At 57.2% G+C, this 19,990-nt stretch carries 16 protein-coding genes and 1 pseudogene; 2 read left to right on the top strand and 15 right to left on the bottom strand.

Translation table 11 applies throughout. The annotated features are described in order from the left end of the window. Positions 1 to 26: 26 nt before the first annotated feature. Both xcpS and gspE read right to left on the bottom strand, forming a co-directional pair. Positions 27 to 1,244: a GspF family T2SS innner membrane protein variant XcpS gene (gene xcpS / locus WF513_RS06105; protein WP_339082419.1), complete on the bottom strand. Its 1,218-nt coding sequence runs from the start codon at positions 1,242 to 1,244 to the stop codon at positions 27 to 29. A 13-nt stretch (positions 1,245 to 1,257) separates the two neighbouring features. Then, on the bottom strand, positions 1,258 to 2,745 hold the full coding sequence (gene gspE / locus WF513_RS06100) for a type II secretion system ATPase GspE (RefSeq protein WP_339082417.1): 1,488 nt from the start codon (positions 2,743 to 2,745) through the stop codon (positions 1,258 to 1,260). A gap of 318 nt (positions 2,746 to 3,063) precedes the next feature. Between gspE and WF513_RS06095 the strand changes: the two genes are divergently transcribed. Both WF513_RS06095 and gspD read left to right on the top strand, forming a co-directional pair. Continuing rightward, positions 3,064 to 3,630 carry a type II secretion system protein N gene (locus WF513_RS06095; RefSeq protein ID WP_339082415.1) on the top strand — a complete coding sequence of 189 codons (567 nt, stop codon included), beginning with the start codon at positions 3,064 to 3,066 and terminating at the stop codon, positions 3,628 to 3,630. Between the two features lie 4 nt (positions 3,631 to 3,634). After that, positions 3,635 to 5,584 carry a type II secretion system secretin GspD gene (gene gspD, locus WF513_RS06090; protein ID WP_339082413.1) on the top strand — a complete coding sequence of 650 codons (1,950 nt, stop codon included), beginning with the start codon at positions 3,635 to 3,637 and terminating at the stop codon, positions 5,582 to 5,584. Between the two features lie 70 nt (positions 5,585 to 5,654). On the opposite strand, the gene WF513_RS06085 is transcribed toward gspD, so the two are convergent. The 13 genes and pseudogenes from WF513_RS06085 to leuD form a co-directional block, all read right to left on the bottom strand. Continuing rightward, a complete protein-coding gene (locus WF513_RS06085) occupies positions 5,655 to 6,866 on the bottom strand; it encodes an O-succinylhomoserine sulfhydrylase (RefSeq protein WP_339082411.1) in 1,212 nt (403 codons plus the stop codon). Positions 6,867 to 6,894: 28 nt separating this feature from the next. Further along, entirely contained in the window at positions 6,895 to 8,400 is a 1,506-nt protein-coding gene (gene purF, locus WF513_RS06080) for an amidophosphoribosyltransferase (protein WP_339082409.1), read from the bottom strand. Positions 8,401 to 8,445: 45 nt separating this feature from the next. After that, a complete protein-coding gene (locus WF513_RS06075; protein ID WP_339082407.1) occupies positions 8,446 to 9,000 on the bottom strand; it encodes a CvpA family protein in 555 nt (184 codons plus the stop codon). Positions 9,001 to 9,139: 139 nt separating this feature from the next. Next, the gene (locus tag WF513_RS06070; protein ID WP_339082405.1) at positions 9,140 to 9,733 is read right to left on the bottom strand and encodes an SPOR domain-containing protein; all 594 of its coding nucleotides are present in this window, start codon (positions 9,731 to 9,733) and stop codon (positions 9,140 to 9,142) included. Next, the gene (gene folC, locus WF513_RS06065) at positions 9,717 to 11,024 is read right to left on the bottom strand and encodes a bifunctional tetrahydrofolate synthase/dihydrofolate synthase (protein ID WP_339082403.1); all 1,308 of its coding nucleotides are present in this window, start codon (positions 11,022 to 11,024) and stop codon (positions 9,717 to 9,719) included. The genes WF513_RS06070 and folC overlap by 17 nt, the downstream gene beginning before the upstream one ends. Then, complete coding sequence (accD, locus tag WF513_RS06060; protein ID WP_339082401.1) at positions 11,021 to 11,905, bottom strand: acetyl-CoA carboxylase, carboxyltransferase subunit beta; 885 nt, start codon at positions 11,903 to 11,905, stop codon at positions 11,021 to 11,023. Before accD ends, folC begins: the two co-directional genes overlap by 4 nt. A gap of 225 nt (positions 11,906 to 12,130) precedes the next feature. Next, positions 12,131 to 12,751, bottom strand: a complete 621-nt coding sequence (locus tag WF513_RS06055; RefSeq protein WP_339082400.1) for a phosphoribosylanthranilate isomerase — start codon at positions 12,749 to 12,751, stop codon at positions 12,131 to 12,133. 51 nt (positions 12,752 to 12,802) lie between these two features. Beyond that, positions 12,803 to 13,669: a tRNA pseudouridine(38-40) synthase TruA gene (truA, locus tag WF513_RS06050; RefSeq protein WP_339082399.1), complete on the bottom strand. Its 867-nt coding sequence runs from the start codon at positions 13,667 to 13,669 to the stop codon at positions 12,803 to 12,805. A gap of 3 nt (positions 13,670 to 13,672) precedes the next feature. Further along, on the bottom strand, positions 13,673 to 16,495 hold the full coding sequence (locus tag WF513_RS06045) for a FimV/HubP family polar landmark protein (RefSeq protein WP_339082398.1): 2,823 nt from the start codon (positions 16,493 to 16,495) through the stop codon (positions 13,673 to 13,675). Between the two features lie 154 nt (positions 16,496 to 16,649). Then, a pseudogene (locus tag WF513_RS06040) lies at positions 16,650 to 16,808 on the bottom strand (N-acetyl-gamma-glutamyl-phosphate reductase); the annotation flags it as partial. 165 nt (positions 16,809 to 16,973) lie between these two features. After that, on the bottom strand, positions 16,974 to 18,086 hold the full coding sequence (asd, locus tag WF513_RS06035) for an aspartate-semialdehyde dehydrogenase (protein WP_339082396.1): 1,113 nt from the start codon (positions 18,084 to 18,086) through the stop codon (positions 16,974 to 16,976). Between the two features lie 54 nt (positions 18,087 to 18,140). After that, positions 18,141 to 19,223, bottom strand: coding sequence for a 3-isopropylmalate dehydrogenase (gene leuB, locus WF513_RS06030; RefSeq protein WP_339082394.1), 1,083 nt, complete (start codon positions 19,221 to 19,223; stop codon positions 18,141 to 18,143). Positions 19,224 to 19,335: 112 nt separating this feature from the next. Continuing rightward, positions 19,336 to 19,983 (bottom strand): 3-isopropylmalate dehydratase small subunit, encoded by a 648-nt coding sequence (gene leuD / locus WF513_RS06025; protein ID WP_339082392.1) that lies wholly within the window; start codon positions 19,981 to 19,983, stop codon positions 19,336 to 19,338. Positions 19,984 to 19,990: the final 7 nt, after the last annotated feature.

The following is a 19,990-nucleotide window of genomic DNA, read 5'->3' as shown; positions in this document are numbered from 1 at the left end:
AAACCCTTCTGCGTCGTGTTCACTGCTTACCCCACCAATTGGTTCAACGAAAGAATCGGCAGCAGAATGGCCAGTACGATCACCAGCACCACCGCGCCCATAAACACCAACATAAACGGCTCAAACAGCCCGACCAGCAGGGCCACCTGAGCACTCAGGTCGTTTTCCTGATTGCGTGCAGTGCGTGCCAGCATTTGGTCCAGCTCACCGGAGCGTTCGCCGCTGGCAATCATGTGCAACATCATCGGCGGGAACTGCCCACTGGCTTCCAACGAGCGGGTCAGGCTGCCGCCCTCGCGGACCTTTTGCGCAGCAATCACCACGTCAGCACGGATCACCCGATTGGCGATCACCTGCGCACCAATCCCCAGCGCCTCCACCAACGGCACACTGCTGCGGGTCAGAATCGCCAAAGTCGAGGCGAAACGTGCGCAGTCAGTGGCGCGAATCAGCCGCCGCACCAACGGAACACGCAAAAGAAAACCATGCCAGCGCGCCTTAACGGCGTCATCGCGCAGCGCCCAGCGCAAGGCAAATACCGCCACTGTCGCTAAAATAACTGCCAGCCAGCCCCAGCTCTTGACCCAATCACTCAAGGCAATCAGGCCACGGGTCAGCGCCGGCAACTGCTGGCCTGAGTCGATAAACACCCGCACCACATCCGGCACAACGTAGCCGAGTAGAAAACCGACGATCAGCAAGGAAGCGCACATCAAAATCAACGGATAAAGCAGCGCCAGCTGGATTTTCTGCCGCGACTGCTGGCGCTGCTCTGTGTAATCAGCCAGTTGTTCCAGCACCGGGCCGAGATGACCCGCATGCTCACCCGCAGCCACAGTGGCGCGGTATAGCTCGGGGAACGCTGAAGGGAACTCTTTCAGGCTACTGGCTAAATCATGGCCTTCCAGCACACGCGCCCGCACCGCCAGCAACATACTTTGAATACGCGGCGAACTGGCCTGAGCGGCTGCCGCACGTAAAGATTCTTCAATCGGCAACGCGGCCTGCACCAGCGTCGCCAACTGGCGAGTAATCAACGCCAGATCACTGGCAGAAATACCCCGGGCAAAACTGAAGTGCGAACCTGCGCCGGCATGTTCTCGGGTGCGAGTGGCTTTCACATCCAAGGGCGCCAGTTGCCGCTCACGCAGCATTTGCCGCACCTGACGGGCGCTGTCGGCTTCCAGTACGCCTTTCTGCTGGCGGCCGTTACCGTCCAAGGCCAGGTATTCGAAGGCGGCCATTATGCTTTCCTGCTCATTCTTCGCGTGTCACGCGCAGCACTTCTTCGACCGTGGTCGCGCCTTCCAGCACTTTGCGCCGGCCATCCTCACGAATGCTCGGGCCAAGCGTGCGGGCGTGACGGGTCATGTCCTGCTCGGAAGCGGCGTTGTGAATCAGCGTGCGCAGATGCTCATCGAACACCACCAGCTCGTAAATACCGGTACGGCCGCGATAACCCTGTTGATGACACTCAACACAGCCGCGGGCGTGATACAGGGTCGGCGGTGTTGCAGCATCTAGTCCTAGTAACGTGCATTCAGCGCTATCCGCCTGATAGGCCTGCTTACAGTGCGGACACAGCACGCGCACCAAGCGCTGGGCGAGTACGCCGAGCAAAGATGACGACAACAAAAACGGCTCAATGCCCATATCCACCAGGCGGGTGATTGCGCCAATCGCGCTATTGGTGTGCAAGGTCGAGAGCACTAAGTGGCCGGTCAATGAGGCCTGCACAGCGATCTCGGCGGTTTCTTTATCACGAATCTCGCCGACCATCACCACGTCGGGGTCTTGACGCAAAATGGCGCGCAGACCGCGGGCGAACGTCATCTCAACTTTGGCATTGACTTGAGTCTGGCCGATGCCTTCAAGGTGATACTCAATCGGATCTTCGACGGTAAGAATATTGCGCGTGCGGTCATTCAAGCTGACCAAGCTGGCGTACAGCGTGGTGGTTTTGCCTGAACCGGTAGGCCCGGTGACCAGCAAGATGCCATGAGGCTTGCGCACAGTGGCTTCCATCAGGTCGCGGTCGCGGGCGCTCATGCCCAAGTGTTGCAAATTCAGACGGCCGGCCTGCTTGTCGAGCAAACGCAACACCACCCGCTCACCGTTGGCCGAAGGCAAGGTCGAGACCCGCACATCCACCTCACGGCCGCCAACTTTCAGGGAAATCCGCCCGTCCTGCGGAACGCGCTTTTCAGCAATATCCAGGCGCGCCATCACCTTTATTCTTGAGACCAGCAGCGCTGCCAACTCGCGCTTAGGCTCCAGCACTTCACGCAGAATACCGTCCACGCGAAAACGCACGACGAGACGTTTCTCGAAGGTTTCGAGGTGAATATCTGAGGCATTTTCCTTGATCGCCTCACCGAGAATGGCATTGATCAAGCGAATAATCGGCGCGTTGTCTTCCTGTTCCAGTAGGTCTTCGGTTTCTGGAATCTGCTCAGCCAAGGCGGCAAGATCGAGGCTACCGCCAATGTCTTCGGCCAACTGCATGGATGCTGAATCGTGCTGATAAGCCTTGGCCAGGGCTTGCTCGAAGGCATCAGGCGACAATGATCGCAGCGGTAACTGCACCCCGGCAAAACGCTGCGCTTCAGCCAGCGCAACTAAATCAGCACCCACACGGTAGGCTAGCGCTGGCAGGCCATCGGCCGTGAGCAGCACCACGCCATGACGCTTGGCAAAGCTAAAAGGCAAACGCCTTGCGGGTACGTCTATAAGCAACGCATTCATTCGTAACAGGCCTTAGACACAGTAACTCGGCGGCACGCACGCGCCACAGGGCGAATGCTCAACGTCAGGGGTTCTGCGGATTAATTGTTATAAGCGGCTCGTGCTGAAGCGAAAAACAACACTATCTTTAGCACATTGAGCGAAGCGAAACACTACCCCAGGCGGGGGCTGTCAAATGCCCGGTAACTGTTTATTATCAGTGCGCTAAGCGCCACATAATAAAAAGTTCTGGAGTGACGCCACTTGCCTCTTTTGGCTTCCCAGCATTGGCTGCAGCGTTATGCCATCACACTGGTGGGCCTTGCGCTGGTAACCGCTATGAGCGTAAGCCTGGCCTGGCAGAGCGCCGATTGGCTGCGGTTGTTGCGTGCGCCGGTGACTGTCAGCAACAACAGTGCGAACCCATCTGCAGTACCGGCGCAAAGCGCTGAGATTAGCCAATTGTTCGGCAACAACGTTACCAACAATGACCTCGCCCCCAGCACTACCCTGCGCCTGACGCTGTTGGGCAGTTTTGTGCACGCCGACCCCAAACGCTCCAGCGCCATCATCCGCAGCGAAGGCAGCACTGCACAACTCTACAGCGTCGATGGCGAAATCAGTAATGGCGTGCGCTTGCATTCAGTGGCGGCTGATCGTGTTGAATTGATCCGCAATGGCCGTCGCGAGAGCCTGGCTTTTGCGCTTAACAGCTCGCCTGCGGGCACCCTCAAAAACAGCGCGCCGCAAGCAGCCGTTGACCCTGTTGAACAGCTGAGCGAGATGCAATCGGATGACCTCAGTCAACTGCGCGAGCGCATGGACGCGCTGCGCCAGCAAATGCAGGACTCAACCCTCTTGCCTGACGCTGCAACCTCCACCAAACAGACCACGGAAAACAACTGACACGATGACCCCGACTCTCTCGCGCCTTACCTTTGCCCTATTGGCTGCGGGTCTCGCCTGCAGCGCGTTGCCGGCGAGCGCCGCTGTGACAGCCGTGGCGCCGAGCGCCAGCCAGCAGGAAGAAAGCTGGACTATCAACCTTAAGGGCGCCGATATCCGCGAGTTTATCGACCAGGTGGCGCACATCAGCGGGCAAACCTTTGTCGTCGATCCACGGGTCAAGGGCCAGGTCAGCGTGGTATCCAATAGCCCACTGACGTTAAGTGAGGTCTATCAACTGTTTCTCTCGGTGATGGCCACCCACGGTTTTAGCGTGATCACTCAGGGTGACCAAGCGCGCATCGTGCCCAACGCTGAGGCCAAGGCCGACGCTGACGCTGGCCGTCCGGCACCGGACCGTTTGGAAACTCGCTTGATCCAAGTGCAGCATGGTTCGGCCGCTGAATTGATCCCACTGATCCGCCCCCTGGTGCCGCAATATGGCCACTTAGCGGCAATCAGCAGCGCTAACGCGATCATCATCAGCGACCGCAGCGCCAATATCGAACGCATTGAAGATTTATTGCGCCAACTCGACCAGAAGGGCCAGAACGACTACAGCGTGCTCGACCTGCAGCATGCCTGGGTCATGGACACCGCTGAAGTGCTGCGCAACGCCGTGGATCGCGGCCAGGCCAAGGGCGCGTCCGGCACGCAAGTGATTGCCGACGGGCGCACCAATCGCTTGATTGTGCTCGGCCCACCGGCAGCACGGGCCAAGTTGCTGGCGTTGGCGCAAACACTGGACACCCCCGCCAGTCGCTCGGCCAATACCCGGGTGATTCGTCTGCGTCACGGCGATGCCAAAAGTATGGCGGAGACCCTCGGCGAGATTTCTGAAAAACTCAAACCTGAAGCAACCGGGGAAGCCACCGGCAAACCCCAAACCGTATTGATTCGCGCAGATGAAAGCCTGAACGCGCTGGTGTTATTGGCTGAGCCGGATGTGGTTGCCACGCTGGAAGATATCGTCCGTCAACTCGATGTGCCGCGCGCCCAAGTGATGGTTGAAGCGGCAATTGTCGAGGTCTCCGGCGATATCAGCGACGCCCTCGGTGTGCAATGGGCCATGGATGCCCGTGGCGGTAGTGGCGGCTTGGGCGGTACTAATTTCAGCGGTACCGGGTTATCGGTGGGTCGGGTCTTACAAGCCATCCAAGACAATAAAAACGATGTCGACAACAACACCCTGAGCAACCTGCCTGACGGCGCAATCATTGGCCTAGGTACCGACAGTTTCGGCGTGCTGGTCACCGCACTGTCAGCCAACAGCAAGAGTAACTTGCTGTCCACGCCCAGCCTGCTGACCTTGGACCACCAGAAAGCGGAAATCTTGGTCGGGCAAAACGTACCCTTCCAGACTGGCTCCTTTACCACCAGTGGTTCTGGCGCCGATAACCCCTTTACCACCATCGAACGTCAGGACATCGGCGTGACCCTAAAAGTCACCCCGCATATCAACGATGGCGCTAGCCTACGTCTGGAAATCGAGCAGGAAATATCCTCCATCGCGCCCACCAGCCAAGGGGTGAATGCGGTCGACCTGATCACCAACAAACGCTCGATCAAAAGCACCATCCTCGCTGAAAACGGCCAGGTGATAGTGCTTGGCGGCTTGATCCAGGATGACGTCACCCAGGCTGATTCGAAGGTGCCGCTGCTCGGTGATATTCCGCTGCTCGGCAGACTGTTCCGCTCGACCAAGGAAACCCGGATCAAACGCAACTTAATGGTTTTTCTGCGCCCGACGGTGATCCGCGATGCCGCCGGCATGGCCGCGTTGTCCGGCAAGAAATACAGCGATATTAGGGTGCTCGGTGATGTGCGCGAGGATTATCGACCCGGCATCCTGCCGCGCGATCCGCTGCAGCTGTTCGACAAAGCTGAAGCTGGAGCCGTCGATCTGCGCGAATAGAACAGCAAAAAATGCCCTGCTCAATTAAAAGCAGGGCATTTTTATCTACCTTAACCACCGCGTTAACGCGTCAGAGCGCCGCCAGCCCTCGGGCCAGATCAGCCTGCAAATCGACCACGTCTTCGAGGCCAACGGCAACGCGAATCAGGTTGTCACGAATACCGGCATTGGCGCGTTCAGTAGGTGTCAGGCGACCATGGGACGTGGTCGCCGGGTGGGCGATGGTGGTCTTGGTATCGCCTAAGTTGGTGGTAATGGAAATCACCCGTGTGGCATCAATAAACCGCCACGCCGCCTCTTTACCGCCCTTCACCTCAAAGCTGACCACCGCACCAAAAGCACTCTGCTGGCGTTTGGCTAACTCATGCTGGGGGTGACTGGGCAAACCGGCGTAATACACCTGCTCGATGCCCGGCTGCTGTTGCAACCACTGCGCCAGATGCAGGGCGCTGGCGCAATGCGCCTGCATGCGGATACGCAGCGTTTCCAAGCCCTTGAGGAAAATCCAGGCATTAAACGGGCTAAGTGTCGGCCCGGCGGTGCGTAAAAAGCCCACCACATCGGCCATCAGTTTGGCACTGCCGGCCAACACGCCGCCCATGCTGCGGCCCTGCCCGTCAATGTACTTGGTCGCCGAGTGCATGATGATGTCGGCGCCCAGCTTCAGTGGCTGCTGCAAGGCCGGGGTACAGAAGCAATTGTCTACCGCCAGCAATGCGCCTTTGCTGTGAGCGATGTCGGCCAAAGCGGCGATGTCCACCAACTCAGCCAACGGGTTGGAAGGCGACTCAACAAACAACAGCTTGGTGTTAGCTTTGCAGGCAGCCGCCCAGCCGTCGAGGTTGGCCAGCGGCACATAATCGACCTGCACACCGAAGCGTTTAAGGTATTTTTCGAACAGGCTGATGGTCGAACCAAATACGCTGCGAGAGACCAACACATGGTCACCTGCGCTGCACATACTCATGACCATCGCGAGAATGGCCGACATGCCCGATGAAGTCGCAACCGCTTGCTCGGCGCCTTCCAACGCGGCGATGCGCTCCTCAAAAGCGCGCACCGTCGGGTTGGTATAGCGCGAGTAGACGTTACCGGGTACTTCACCGGCAAAGCGCGCAGCGGCATCGGCGGCGCTGCGAAACACGTAGCTGGACGTGGGGTAAATCGCCTCACTGTGCTCGCCTTCTGGCGAGCGATGTTGCCCAGCCCGCACGGCTAAGGTGTCAAAGCCGACGCCTTCGAGGTCGCTGTCCAACCGCCCGGCTTGCCATTCTTGCTTCATGTTGCTACCTCAGAGCCGGGCTACACACTCAGTTGTTATAAAGATCAATAATCGCGCTGACCGCTTGGGATTTGACCTTCGACAGATCGTTGCGGGCCTGTTCAATCTTGTTCAGGTAAGCCTCGTCAACATCACCCGTCACATACTTGCCATCAAACACCGCGCAATCGAAGTGCTCGATCTTAACCTTACCGCCACCCACCGCTTCAATTAGGTCTGGCAGGTCTTGGTAGATCAGCCAATCAGCACCGATTAGCTCGGCCACCTCTTCGGTGCTGCGGTTGTGGGCAATCAGTTCGTGAGCGCTGGGCATGTCAATGCCATACACATTGGGGTAACGCACCGCAGGTGCCGCCGAGCAGAAGTAGACGTTTTTCGCACCCGCTTCACGCGCCATCTGGATGATCTGCTTACAGGTGGTGCCGCGCACGATGGAGTCGTCCACCAGCATCACGTTCTTGCCACGGAACTCCAGCTCAATGGCGTTGAGCTTCTGGCGCACGGATTTCTTCCGCGCCGCCTGCCCCGGCATGATGAAGGTACGGCCAATGTAGCGGTTCTTCACAAAGCCTTCACGGAACTTCACGCCCAAGTGATTGGCCAGCTCCAAGGCCGACGTGCGGCTGGTATCTGGGATCGGGATAACCACATCAATGTCGTGCTCAGGGCGTTCGCGCAGAATCTTATCGGCCAGTTTCTCACCCATGCGCAGGCGCGCCTTGTAAACCGAGACGCCATCCATGATCGAGTCAGGGCGAGCCAAGTAAACGTGTTCGAATATGCAGGGCGCGTATTTTGGATTGGTCGCGCACTGGCGGGTGTGCAGCATGCCGTCTTCAGTGATGTACACCGCTTCACCCGGCGCAACATCACGAATCAGGGTGAAGCCCAGCACATCCAGTGACACGCTTTCGGAGGCAATCATGTACTCCACACCTTCATCGGTGTGGCGTTGACCAAAGACAATCGGCCGGATGCCGTTAGGATCGCGGAAACCGACAATACCGTAACCGGTGATCATCGCCACCACCGCGTAACCCCCCACGCAGCGCTCGTGAACATCCGTCACGGCGGCGAAAACATCTTCCTCGGTAGGCTGCAACTTGCCGCGCTGAGCCAGCTCATGGGCGAAGACGTTGAGCAGCACTTCGGAGTCAGAGTTAGTGTTCACGTGGCGCAGGTCAGACTCGTAAATCTCCTTGGCCAGCTGCTCGACATTCGTCAGGTTGCCGTTGTGCGCCAAGGTGATGCCATAAGGCGAGTTGACGTAGAAAGGCTGCGCCTCAGCTGAACTGGAGCTGCCTGCGGTTGGGTAGCGCACATGGCCGATACCCATGTGACCAACCAGCCGTTGCATATGCCGCTGCTGAAAGACGTCACGCACCAGCCCGTTGTCTTTGCGCAAGAACAGGCGGCCATCATGACTGGTAACAATACCGGCAGCATCCTGGCCGCGGTGCTGGAGGACGGTGAGGGCGTCATACAGCGCCTGATTGACGTTCGATTTACCGACGATACCGACAATGCCGCACATGCGATGCAACCTCTACTCAATAAAACACGATAAGTCTGGATGCACTTACGGCAGTTTGGGCTGCAGCAAGGCTTCTTTGAAAGGGAATTCCACCGGCGCGCTAATACCGCTGGCGAGCCACTGACTGGAGAGACCAAGAATTAGATTCTTCGACCAGTCAGCCACCATCAGAAAATGCGGCACAAGTGTCGATTGCTGCCACCACAGGTCTTGCTGAACCGGAGCCAAACTGATCAAACCCACCAGCACCACCACCAATAAGCCACCGCGCGCCGCGCCAAAGACCATGCCGAGGAAACGGTCAGTACCGGACAACCCAGTGACCCGGATCAACTCACCAATCAGGTAATTGACTAATGCACCGACTAACAAGGTGACTACAAATAGGAGTGCGCACCCCGCTATTACCCGCGCTGAAGGCGTGTCGATATAACCGACCAAGTGCTGCGACAACGCGCCACCAAACATCCAAGCGACGACGCCAGCAATTATCCAGCTCAGCAATGACAGGGCTTCTTTGACGAAGCCGCGGCTCAGGCTGATCAGACTTGAGATGGCGACAATGGCGATAATGGCCCAATCGACCCAGGTGAATGCCACGATGCAGGTTACCGACAATAAAGGCGCTGTATTTTAGCAGAGCACCTGTGCGGGGAGTAAACAAAGGATTGGCTACGCACTGAAAACCAGCGCGCCGGGGCGCACCCAATCGGCTAAGCGAAGAGCCTAGGCCGCTGAATCAGCCGGCTTCGGGCTGAAAGCGCACGACAAAACCATTGAGCTTGTGCTGACGATTGAGCTGATCACGCAGGCGGTCCGCCTCGGCGCGCTCGATCAACGGCCCAACAAACACCCGATTCATGCCATCAAAGGTGCGGATATAGGCGTTATAACCTTGGCTGCGTAAGGTTTTCTGCAGCTTTTGCGCACCCTCACCACTGGACAGGCTTGCCAGCTGCACCGACCAACTGATCGGCAGGCTATTGGCATCCAATTTACTTGGCGTAGCCTGCGGCGGCGTTGCTACAGGTTCAACTTTTACGGGTGGCGTGGAACCAGCCGCTGCGATGGCCGGCGGCTCAGCAGATTCCAAGCTCTGCGCCGCTTCAGCGCCGATAGGCTCGTCGGGCAGTAGCTGCGGCTCAGGAACGACCACCTCCTGCAACTCGACATCCGCCACGTCGGGCGTCGTTGGCATGGGCGGCGCATCAACCTGAACCTGCTGCGACTCATCTTCACGCGATAGCAACATTGGCAGGAAAATCACCGCCAACGCCAGCAATACCAGCGCTCCGACCATGCGCTGCTTCAAACCTTTATCCAGCAAAGCCATCCTGCACGCCCCCATTGGCTTGTTGGGCCAGCCAATCTAGGGCCTCGGCCACGCAGTAGAAAGATCCAAAAAGCAGCACTTCATCATCCTCCGAAGCCTGCTCAAACTGAGCTTCGAGCGCAGCCTGCACGCTTGAATAAGCGCTCACACGCGCCCCATTGTGATGTAAATGCGCGTTGAGTTCAGCGGCAGTCCGCGTGCGGCTATTCGGCAAAGCCGTTACCGCCCAACTGTCCACCTCACTTAACAATGGCGCCACTACACCCGGTAAATCTTTGTCAGCCAGTAAACCGAACACAGCCAAGCGCTTACCTGGGATCACTCGATTGGCCAGTCGCTGCGCGAGGTATTCGGCGGCATGCGGATTATGCCCAACATCGAGCAGCAGCGTGACTGACTTGCCCTGCCAATTAAGTTTGCGATGATCAAGCCGGCCAATCATCCGCGTTTGCTGTAAGGCCAGGCTAATCACCTCAGGCTGCCAGGGCAACCCCAGCGCCGCGTATGCTTGTAGCGCCAACGCTGCATTTTCCATGGGCAAATCAAGCAGCGGTAAATGCGCCAGACTCAGCACTTCCCCTTGAGCATTGAGCCCGTACCACGACCAGTCTTGCGCATTAACCGCGAGGTCGTAGTCGCGACCACGCAGGAAGAACGGCGCATCGAGCATGGCCACACGCTCAAGTAAAGGTTGCGGCGGCTCAAGATCGCCACAAATGGCAGGCTTACCCGCACGGAAGATTCCAGCTTTCTCAAACGCCACTGACTCGCGGCTATTACCCAACCACTCGATATGATCGATACCGATGCTGGTAACCACGGCGATATCAGCATCCAGTAGATTGACCGTGTCCAATCGACCACCGAGGCCGACTTCCAGCACCAGCGCATCCAGGCTGGCCTGCTGAAACAGCCAAAATGCTGCCAGCGTGCCCATCTCGAAATAGGTCAGTGAAACCTCGCCACGCGCCGCCTCAACAGCAGCGAAGGCTTCACAGAGCATGGCATCACTGGCTTCGATTCCGCCAATGCGCACCCGCTCGTTGTAACGCAGCAGGTGGGGTGAGCTGTAAACACCGACCTTGAGCCCCTGCCCTTGCAGCAGCGCGGCAATAAATGCACAGGTTGAACCCTTGCCATTGGTCCCAGTGACGGTAATCACTCGTGGGGCCAACTTAGCTAAGCCAAGACGCTGGAGCACTAGGCGAGAACGCTCCAAGCCCATATCAATGGCGATGGGATGCAGTTGCTCCAAATAACTCAGCCAGTCGGCAAGAGAACGCTCGGTCATGCCGTCGCCGGCAACGAGACAGGAGAAGGTAGCCCCATAAATTGCGCCAACAAACGGGCCAAGCGCGGACGCAGTTCAGCACGGTGAATGATCATGTCGATAGCACCGTGCTCCAGCAAGAACTCACTGCGCTGAAAGCCTTCCGGCAGTTTCTCGCGCACGGTCTGCTCAATCACGCGTGGCCCAGCAAAACCGATCAGCGCACGGGGCTCAGCCACGATCACATCGCCAAGCATGGCTAGGCTCGCAGATACGCCGCCGTACACCGGATCAGTTAACACCGAAATAAATGGAATGCCCTCTTCGCGCAGCCGCGCTAACACGGCAGAGGTTTTGGCCATCTGCATCAGTGAGATCAGCGCTTCTTGCATGCGCGCACCGCCCGATGCGGAAAAACACACTAACGGGCAACGTTGTTCCAAAGCGGCATTGGCTGCACGAACAAAGCGCTCACCCACAACCGCGCCCATAGAGCCGCCCATAAATGAGAACTCGAAGGCGCAGGTGACAATCGGCATGCCTTCCAGTGTGCCGCGAATGGCGACCAAAGCATCTTTTTCACCCGTCTGTTTCTGCGCACCAACGAGGCGATCTTTGTACTTTTTACTGTCGCGAAATTTTAGCCGGTCAACCGGCTCCAACTCAGCGCCCAGCTCCTCGCGCCCTTCAGCATCGAGGAAGATATTCAAGCGCATGCGCGCATCAATACGCATGTGATGATTGCACTTGGGGCAAACATCCAAGGTTTTTTCCAGCTCAGGTTTGTACAGCACTGAGTCGCAGGATGGGCACTTGTGCCACAAGCCTTCAGGCACCGAACTCTTCTTGATCTCGGAACGCATGATCGATGGGATCAGTTTGTCTACCAACCAGTTGCTCATGCTCTTGACTCTCCAAAGCTGTTAACCGGGCAGACCGCGCTGTATGCGACCAAGCCTGTCCGGGAAAATTCATCAGTGCAGTTTAATCAGGGACCGGTGCATCGCCGTTACAGCAGCACGTGCACACCCGCCACCCTCGAACAACCGCTGCAGCGTTTATATCACCTGCAACACAGGGTTATGGACGGCCAAGCCCGCAATGCCGTCACATCAAGCCAGCACAGCTCAAGCAGCCCTTACTGCTTGCATAAAAGCGCGAATCTTCGTGGCAGCCTTAATGCCTTTGGCCAGCTCTACACCGCCACTCACGTCTACGGCATAAGGACGCACTTGGGCGATAGCTTGGGCAACGTTTTCAGCCGTCAAACCACCCGCGAGAATAACCGGCTTGTCCACGTTGTCAGGCACCAGCGACCAGTCAAAGGCTTCACCCGTGCCTCCCGGAATCCCTGGCACATAGGTATCCAAAAGCAAGCCGCTGGCATTTTTATACAAGGCAACCTGCGCGGCGATGTCGTCGTCGGGCCTGACCCGCAGCGCTTTGATGTAAGGCCGATGGTAGCCATCACAATCATCCGGAGTTTCATCACCATGAAACTGCAACAAATCCAGCGGCACAGCATCAAGAATCTCACCCAACTCGCAGCGACTGGCATCGACAAATAAACCAACCGTGGTCACAAAGGGCGGCAAGGCCGCGATAATCAAACGCGCCTGCTGCAGCGTGACGCAGCGTGGGCTTGGTGCGTAAAAAACCAGGCCAATTGCGTCTACACCTGCCTCAACAGCCGCCAGTGCATCTTCTATGCGGGTAATGCCGCAAATTTTGCTGCGAACGACTGACAACGCGATGACCTCGATTTATTCAGTGGATGGCCGATCCTAGCAAATAGCTTTTCAGGCGTCAGCCGCAACATCCGCCAAGCCGGAGAGAAAGTGCGGACCAAGATAACGCTTGGGCAGGTCGAACTCTTGTGGGTAGTCGACTTGCACCAAATAAAGCCCATAAGGGTGCGCAGTCACTCCACCGGTACGACGCACACGGTTTTCCAGCACTTCTTGCGCCCACTCAACAGGCCGCTCGCCGGTACCGATCGTCATCAGCACTCCAGCGATATTGCGCACCATATGATGCAAAAAAGCGTTGGCGCGGATGTCCAGCACAATAAACCGGCCATGTTGGAGCAACTCAAGGTGATGCACGGTTTTGATCGGTGATTTGGCCTGACACTGGCGCGCACGAAAGGCACTGAAGTCATGAGTGCCCAGGAATGCCTGAGCAGCCTGACGCATGCGCTCAATATCCAGCGGCCGGTGATTCCAGGTCACTTCTTCAGCCATGTGTGCGGGGCGGATTGGATCGTTATAAATCACATACCGGTAGCGCCGCGCCTGAGCGCAGAAACGCGCATCAAAGTGCGCGGGCATGGACTTTGCCCACGTCACGCTGATATCACCGGGCAAGTTCATGTTCGCGCCCATGACCCAGGCATGCATGGAACGGTCAACCGGCGTATTAAAATGCACCACCTGTGCACTGGCGTGCACAAGTGCATCGGTTCGCCCTGCGCAACTCAGGGTAACGGGGACGCCACCGGCAACTTTAGCCAAGGCTTTTTCCAGCGATGCCTGAATGGAAGGCACACCGGCGCGCTGGCGCTGAAAACCGCGATAGCGCGAACCTTTGTACTCGACACCCAGGGCTATCTTGAAAACGCCAACGGCAGCCCAATCGGCTGCCGTTGTAGTAAGACCATCAGACATGTATCAAACCAATTTAGCGATCAGCTCACGGGCTTCCAGTTGCTGACCTTCATTACCTTCGGTGACGACTTCGTCGAGAATATCGCGAGCACCTTCTGTATCACCCATATCGATGTAAGCGCGGGCCAGATCTAGCTTAGTGGCCGTTTCATCGGTACCCGAGAGGAAGTCGAAGTCATCGTCATTGTCCATTTCGGTAGCAGTTGCACTTACTGGCGTAACCGCATCAGCAGGCTGATCGAGATCATCAGAGAGCAAATCCAATTCAGCGCTGACTTCATCCAGATGAGCGGCAAAGCTGTCGCTCGAAGGTTGCGCCGGTGCTTCATCGCTCAGCGATAAGTCAAAATCAGCAGGCAGATCAAATGCCCCATCAGTTTCTTCTGCAGGCAGCTCAAAGCTGGGCTCGGCAGCAGTTTTTGCCGCAGTTGGCTCATCATCCAAGCTAAGCAGGAAGTCATCCTCGGCAGTCGTCGCCGATTTTGCAGGGGTGTCCAAATCCAAACTGAAGTCAGCCATGTCGTCGCTTAAGTCCAAACCGCTGCCGTTGCTATCAGTCAGGCTCAGGTCAAAATCCAGCTCATCGTTTTTGCTGTCGGCTTGCTCAACCGGCGAACTAAAATCTAGGTCGCTGTCGAGCGACAAGCTGTCCAGATCGTCTAGCGCAGCATTATTGCCAGAGGCTTGCAGATCACGATCCAGCTCGGACTCAAGGTCGTCCAAGCTCAGATCAAAGGCATCATCCTGATCGCCAGCGGTCGCTTTCGGGCTCGGCTCATCAAAGGTCAGGTCGTCCAAACTAAACGTATCAAGACCCTGTTCAGCGCCAGTAGCGGCAGCCAACCCTACGCCAGCTGCAACAGCCATGGCAGGGTAACGCGCTTTAATCTGATCAAGCTCGGCGGCGCTGCCGCCAATTTCACGTAATTCATTGTCCTGACGGGCAAAACCGTTGCGGTCACCCATTTCTGCATAGACCTCCATTAACTTCAGGCGAAGATCACTGCGTTGCGGCTCGTCATTAACAGCGCTTTGCAGCAGCTCAGCAGCCTGAGGGAAACGGCCATAAGCTATATATATATCAGCCTCACCCAAGGCATCCCCGGTTTGCGCGGTGACACGCTCCTCTTTTGCCAGATCGCTTTGCGGGGAATCAAAGTCGTCAGTCACGCCGGCAAAACTGTCGTCTGCCAGATCCAGACCTTCGCCCAACTCAGATGAGCCATCCTCAGCCGCCAGTCGGTCCTGCAATTCCGCTTCTTTCAGTGCATTGCGGCGTGACAGCATCATCAACGCAACCAGCAGTAGCAGCAGTGCACCGCCACCGGCAGCGCCCAACAACAACGGGTTGGCTAGCAGGCTGTCCAAGGGGTTACTTTCAGCTGGCGACTCAGCCACAGCGGGCGCCTCAACAACCGGCGCAACAGCAACCACCGGCGCCGGCTCAGGCGCCACAACCGGCGCGGGCTCTGGAACCGCTGGTGGAGCAGCAGCCTCAGGCTGTGCGACAGGCTCTTCGCTGTAATTAAAATCTGTTTCAGCAGAGGTAGCAGGCACGACTGGGGCCGCTACGGGATCTTGTGGAACAGCTTCTGCGGCCGGCTCAACTGCGGCAGGTGCTGCTTCAGCAACGACAGCAGCTTCTGCGGCAACGGGTGCAGCAGCAGGCGGCTGATTTTGAGCGGCAAGGTCAGCCTGCAGTTTTGCCATTTGATCGTCTTTTAGCTGGATCAGGCGCTGCAACTTATCCAGCTGGCTCTGCAAGTCAGTCATGCGGCCTTTAAGCTCGTCGTTTTCGCGACGGCTGGAATCCAAGCTTTCTTGGGTCACGGCCAGCTTGTCAGTCAATGCCTTGCTGTCGGCAGCACCCTTATCGCTGCCGGCAGTCGCTTTGCCGCTGTCAGCTGCGACTAATTTCAGGCTGTCGCCGGTGTCAACCTTGGCTGGCGCCGCTGCAGCGCTGGTGCGTTTGGTTGCATCCAGCTGGCGAGCACTGGCAGCGACATTGCGGCCTTCGCGCCAAGCGGTATTCTGTTCGGCGACCTGAGCGATGGCTTCGCCTTGGGCGCGGCTCTTGACCTGCTGCTCATCAGGTAGACGCAGCACTTGACCACTTTTAAGGCGGTTGATATTACCGCCGATAAAAGCGTCCGGATTGAGGTCCTGAATTGCCAGCATGGCTTGATGCACACTGCCGCCCGCGCGTGCACGTTGGGCAATTTCCCAAAGCGTGTCATTGGCGGTGGTTTTGTATTCATTGCCATTCAGCGGCATAGCGGCCGGGGCGGCTGGAGCCGAAGGAGCTGCCGGTTGAACAGCTGCAATGGCTTGGCGCGCAACTGGGGGCTGGATGCGAGGTGCTGGAGCTGGAGCTGGCGCGGCGACTGGTAACTGCGCGGCAGCAGGGATTACGCTTTGCGGGGTGTAGAGCGGCGGATCAAGCAGCAGCGTGTATTCACGCAGCAAACGGCCGTTAGGCCAAAGCACTTCTACCAAAAAGTTAAGGTAGGGCTCACGCATTGGCTTATTCGAGGTGACCCGAATGACGCTTTTGCCATTGGGTTTAAGCACCGAGGTGAATTTCAAGTCCGTCAGGAAGAACTGACGATCAACTCCAGCCTTATTAAATGCTTCGGGAGACGCCAGGCTCGGTAAGACCTCACCAGAGGCTAGGTCGCGCACCTCCAGCAACTCGATCTCAGCGATCAGTGGCTGATTGAGCGCTGATTGCAGGGTCACTTCACCCAACCCCAGCGCGTGCGCCATACCGGATGACAGCGACGAAGCAGCTGCGATTGCCAGCACCAGTTTGCGAACCCGAACCATAGCGTTATCCCTTGTTTTATCTTTTTTTCTCGGCCAGCGAGAGGATCTTGAAAATTGCCGCCTACCACGCCCTCAGGCGCGATCCCAATCAGCAATCAACTCAGCCAGTATTGCTAAGCTCGAAAGATTCTTCAAATTTCTTGGTAAGTATCTTTTACAGATAGTGTTTTATCAACAACTCGGCTAATTGCACAGCGTTCAGCGCCGCGCTTTTTCTCGCGTTATCAGACGCAATCGACAAATTGAGCTCAGTCGAATCAGCCATGTCTACACCTAGCCGATCCACATTGATTACATTTTGACCTACAACATCGAAAGGCGTCGCTGGATAATCGTCCAATTAAAGCAACCGTAAGGCCGCAATTGTAGGGCTGGTCCGCCACATACAAAGAAGTGGGCGGTTACCCGCTCGGCTTGGCTCGAACGCGTAACAACCCACCCTCTATGGATCAACCTCTAACCTGCCAGAACGACGCTATTAGCGCTCCAACAAGATGCGCAGCATGCGCCGCAGCGGCTCAGCAGCACCCCATAGCAACTGGTCGCCAACGGTAAATGCGCCCAAGTACTGCGAGCCCATATTAAGTTTGCGCAGACGACCAATCGGTACGCTCAAGGTGCCTGTCACGGCAGTCGGCCCCAAATCACGAATGCTCGCTTCGCGCTGGTTCGGCACCAGTTTGACCCATGGGTTGTGCTGGCTGATCAAGCCTTCGATGTCCGCCAGCGGCACATCTTTGTTCAGCTTGATGGTCAACGCCTGGCTATGGCAGCGCATCGCACCAATGCGTACACACAGCCCATCGATTGGGATTGGGCTCTTGAAACGACCGAGAATCTTGTTGGTTTCCGCCTGACCTTTCCATTCTTCACGGCTCTGCCCGTTCGGCAGTTCCTTATCGATGTAAGGAATCAGGCTACCGGCCAGCGGCACACCAAAGTTATCCACTGGAAAGGACTCACCGCGCATGGCCTCAGCAACTTTACGGTCGATATCGAGAATGGCGCTGGCCGGGTCTGCCAGCTCATTGGCAACTGAACCGTGAATCGCGCCCATTTGCTTGATCAGCTCCCGCATGTTCTGCGCGCCAGCGCCGCTTGCGGCCTGATAGGTCATGGCGCTCATCCACTCGACCAACCCGGCTTCATACAGACCGCCCAAGGCCATTAGCATCAAGCTGACGGTGCAGTTACCACCGATATAGTTCTTGGTGCCGGCATCCAGTTGTTGATCAATCACCTTGCGGTTGACCGGATCGAGCACGATCACCGAATCATCGGCCATGCGCAGGCTGGATGCCGCATCAATCCAATAACCCTGCCAGCCGGCCTCGCGCAGCTTGGGGAAGACCTCATGGGTGTAGTCGCCGCCTTGGCAGGTCAGGATCACGTCTAGGCTTTTCAGCTCGTCAATACTGTAGGCATCCTTCAAGGCTGCCGTTTCCTTGCCAATCGCCGGGCCTTGGCCGCCGACATTGGAGGTGGTGAAGAACACGGGCTCGATCAAATCGAAATCCTGCTCTTCCAGCATACGTTGCATCAGCACGGAACCGACCATGCCACGCCAACCGACTAGACCTACACGCTTCATAACCACTACACCTATATAAGCTGACCGCCGGAACCGTCCGACGGGCCAGGAAGATTACAGACTGCGCAACGCTTCGACTACCGCATCACCCATTGCTGCGGTGCCGACCTTGGTCGTACCGGCGCTGAAGATGTCACCGGTGCGCAAGCCCTGATCCAGCACATTGCTCACCGCCAGCTCGATGGCATCGGCGGCGGCCGTTTGATTAAAGCTGTAACGCAGCATCATTGACACCGAAAGGATGGTCGCCAACGGGTTGGCAATGCCCTGCCTGGCGATATCTGGCGCGCTGCCGTGGCACGGCTCATACATACCCTTGTTATTGGCATCCAAGGAGGCCGACGGCAGCATGCCGATGGAGCCGGTAAGCATGGACGCTTCATCCGATAAAATATCGCCGAACAGGTTGTCGGTGACCATCACATCGAACTGCTTGGGCGCGCGCACCAGTTGCATGGCAGCGTTATCGACATACATGTGACTGAGTTCGACGTCGGGATAGTCCTTAGACACTTCAATCACCACGGCGCGCCACAGTTGGCTGGACGCCAATACGTTGGCCTTGTCCACGGAGCACAGCTTCTTGCCGCGCACACGGGCCATGTCAAAACCAACACGAGCAATCCGGCGAATTTCACTCTCGCTATATGGCAAGGTGTCGTAAGCCATGCGCTCGCCATTTTCCAGCACCTTGCTCTCACGTGGGCTGCCGAAATAGATGCCGCCGGTCAGCTCACGCACGATCAGAATATCCAGACCCGCAACGATCTCACGCTTGAGGCTGGAGGCATCCGCCAGTTGCGGATAGAGAATGGCTGGGCGCAGATTGCCGAACAGGCCCAGCTGCGAGCGGATTTTCAGTAGGCCACGCTCCGGTCGGATGCTTGGGTCAATAGCATCCCACTTCGGACCACCGACAGCGCCAAGCAAAATGGCATCAGCCGCACGAGCTTTGGCCAAGGTTTCGTCAGCCAATGGCACGCCATAACGGTCGATGGCCGCGCCACCGAGGTCATCAAAGCTCAGCTCAAAACCCAGGCTGTACTTGTCGTTGGCCAGGTTTAATACCTTGACCGCTTCGGCCATGATTTCTGGGCCGATACCGTCGCCTGGCAGAATCAGAATTTGCTTGCTCATTACATCTCTCAATTTTTCGGAGGGTGGATCGGGACGCGTAGTTGACGCTGTTTTCATCCACCGAAACCCAGCACGGTAGATGGATGAAGCGCCATCCACCCTACCCTTTCATTTATTTGATGGCGCCGAACAGCCACGGGCTGCGCTGCTGATAGGTGCTTTCAAAAGTTTTGATCGCGTCGCTGTCCTGCAAGGTCAGACCGATATCATCCAACCCATTGAGCAGGCAGTGTTTGCGGAACGCATCTACCTCAAAGCTGTACTGCACACCATCGATACGGGTCACGGTTTGCGCCGCTAAATCCACCGTCAGTTGACAACCCACAGTCGCTTCAGCCTGCTGGAACAACGCCTCAACTTCGTCTTCCTTGAGGATGATCGGCAACAAGCCGTTCTTAAAGCTGTTGTTGTAGAAGATGTCAGCAAAGCTCGGCGCGATGATGGCGCGAAAACCGTATTCTTCCAGCGCCCAAGGCGCATGCTCACGGCTGGAACCGCAGCCGAAGTTTTCCCGCGCCAGCAGCACGCTGGCGCCCTGATAACGGGCGAAGTTCAGTACAAAGTCCTGATTAACCGGCCGCTGGGAGTTGTCTTGGTTTGGCTGGCCGATATCGTGATAACGCCACTCATCGAACAAGTTCGGGCCAAAGCCACTGCGCTTGATCGACTTCAAGAACTGCTTGGGGATGATCTGATCGGTGTCAACATTGGCGCGGTCCAGTGGAGCGACCAAGCCGGTGTGTTGGGTAAACGCTTTCATGGTCAGC

The organism is Pseudomonas sp. TMP9, from assembly GCF_037943105.1.
Classification (GTDB): domain Bacteria; phylum Pseudomonadota; class Gammaproteobacteria; order Pseudomonadales; family Pseudomonadaceae; genus Aquipseudomonas.
This window is presented reverse-complemented; position numbering and strand designations above follow the sequence as displayed.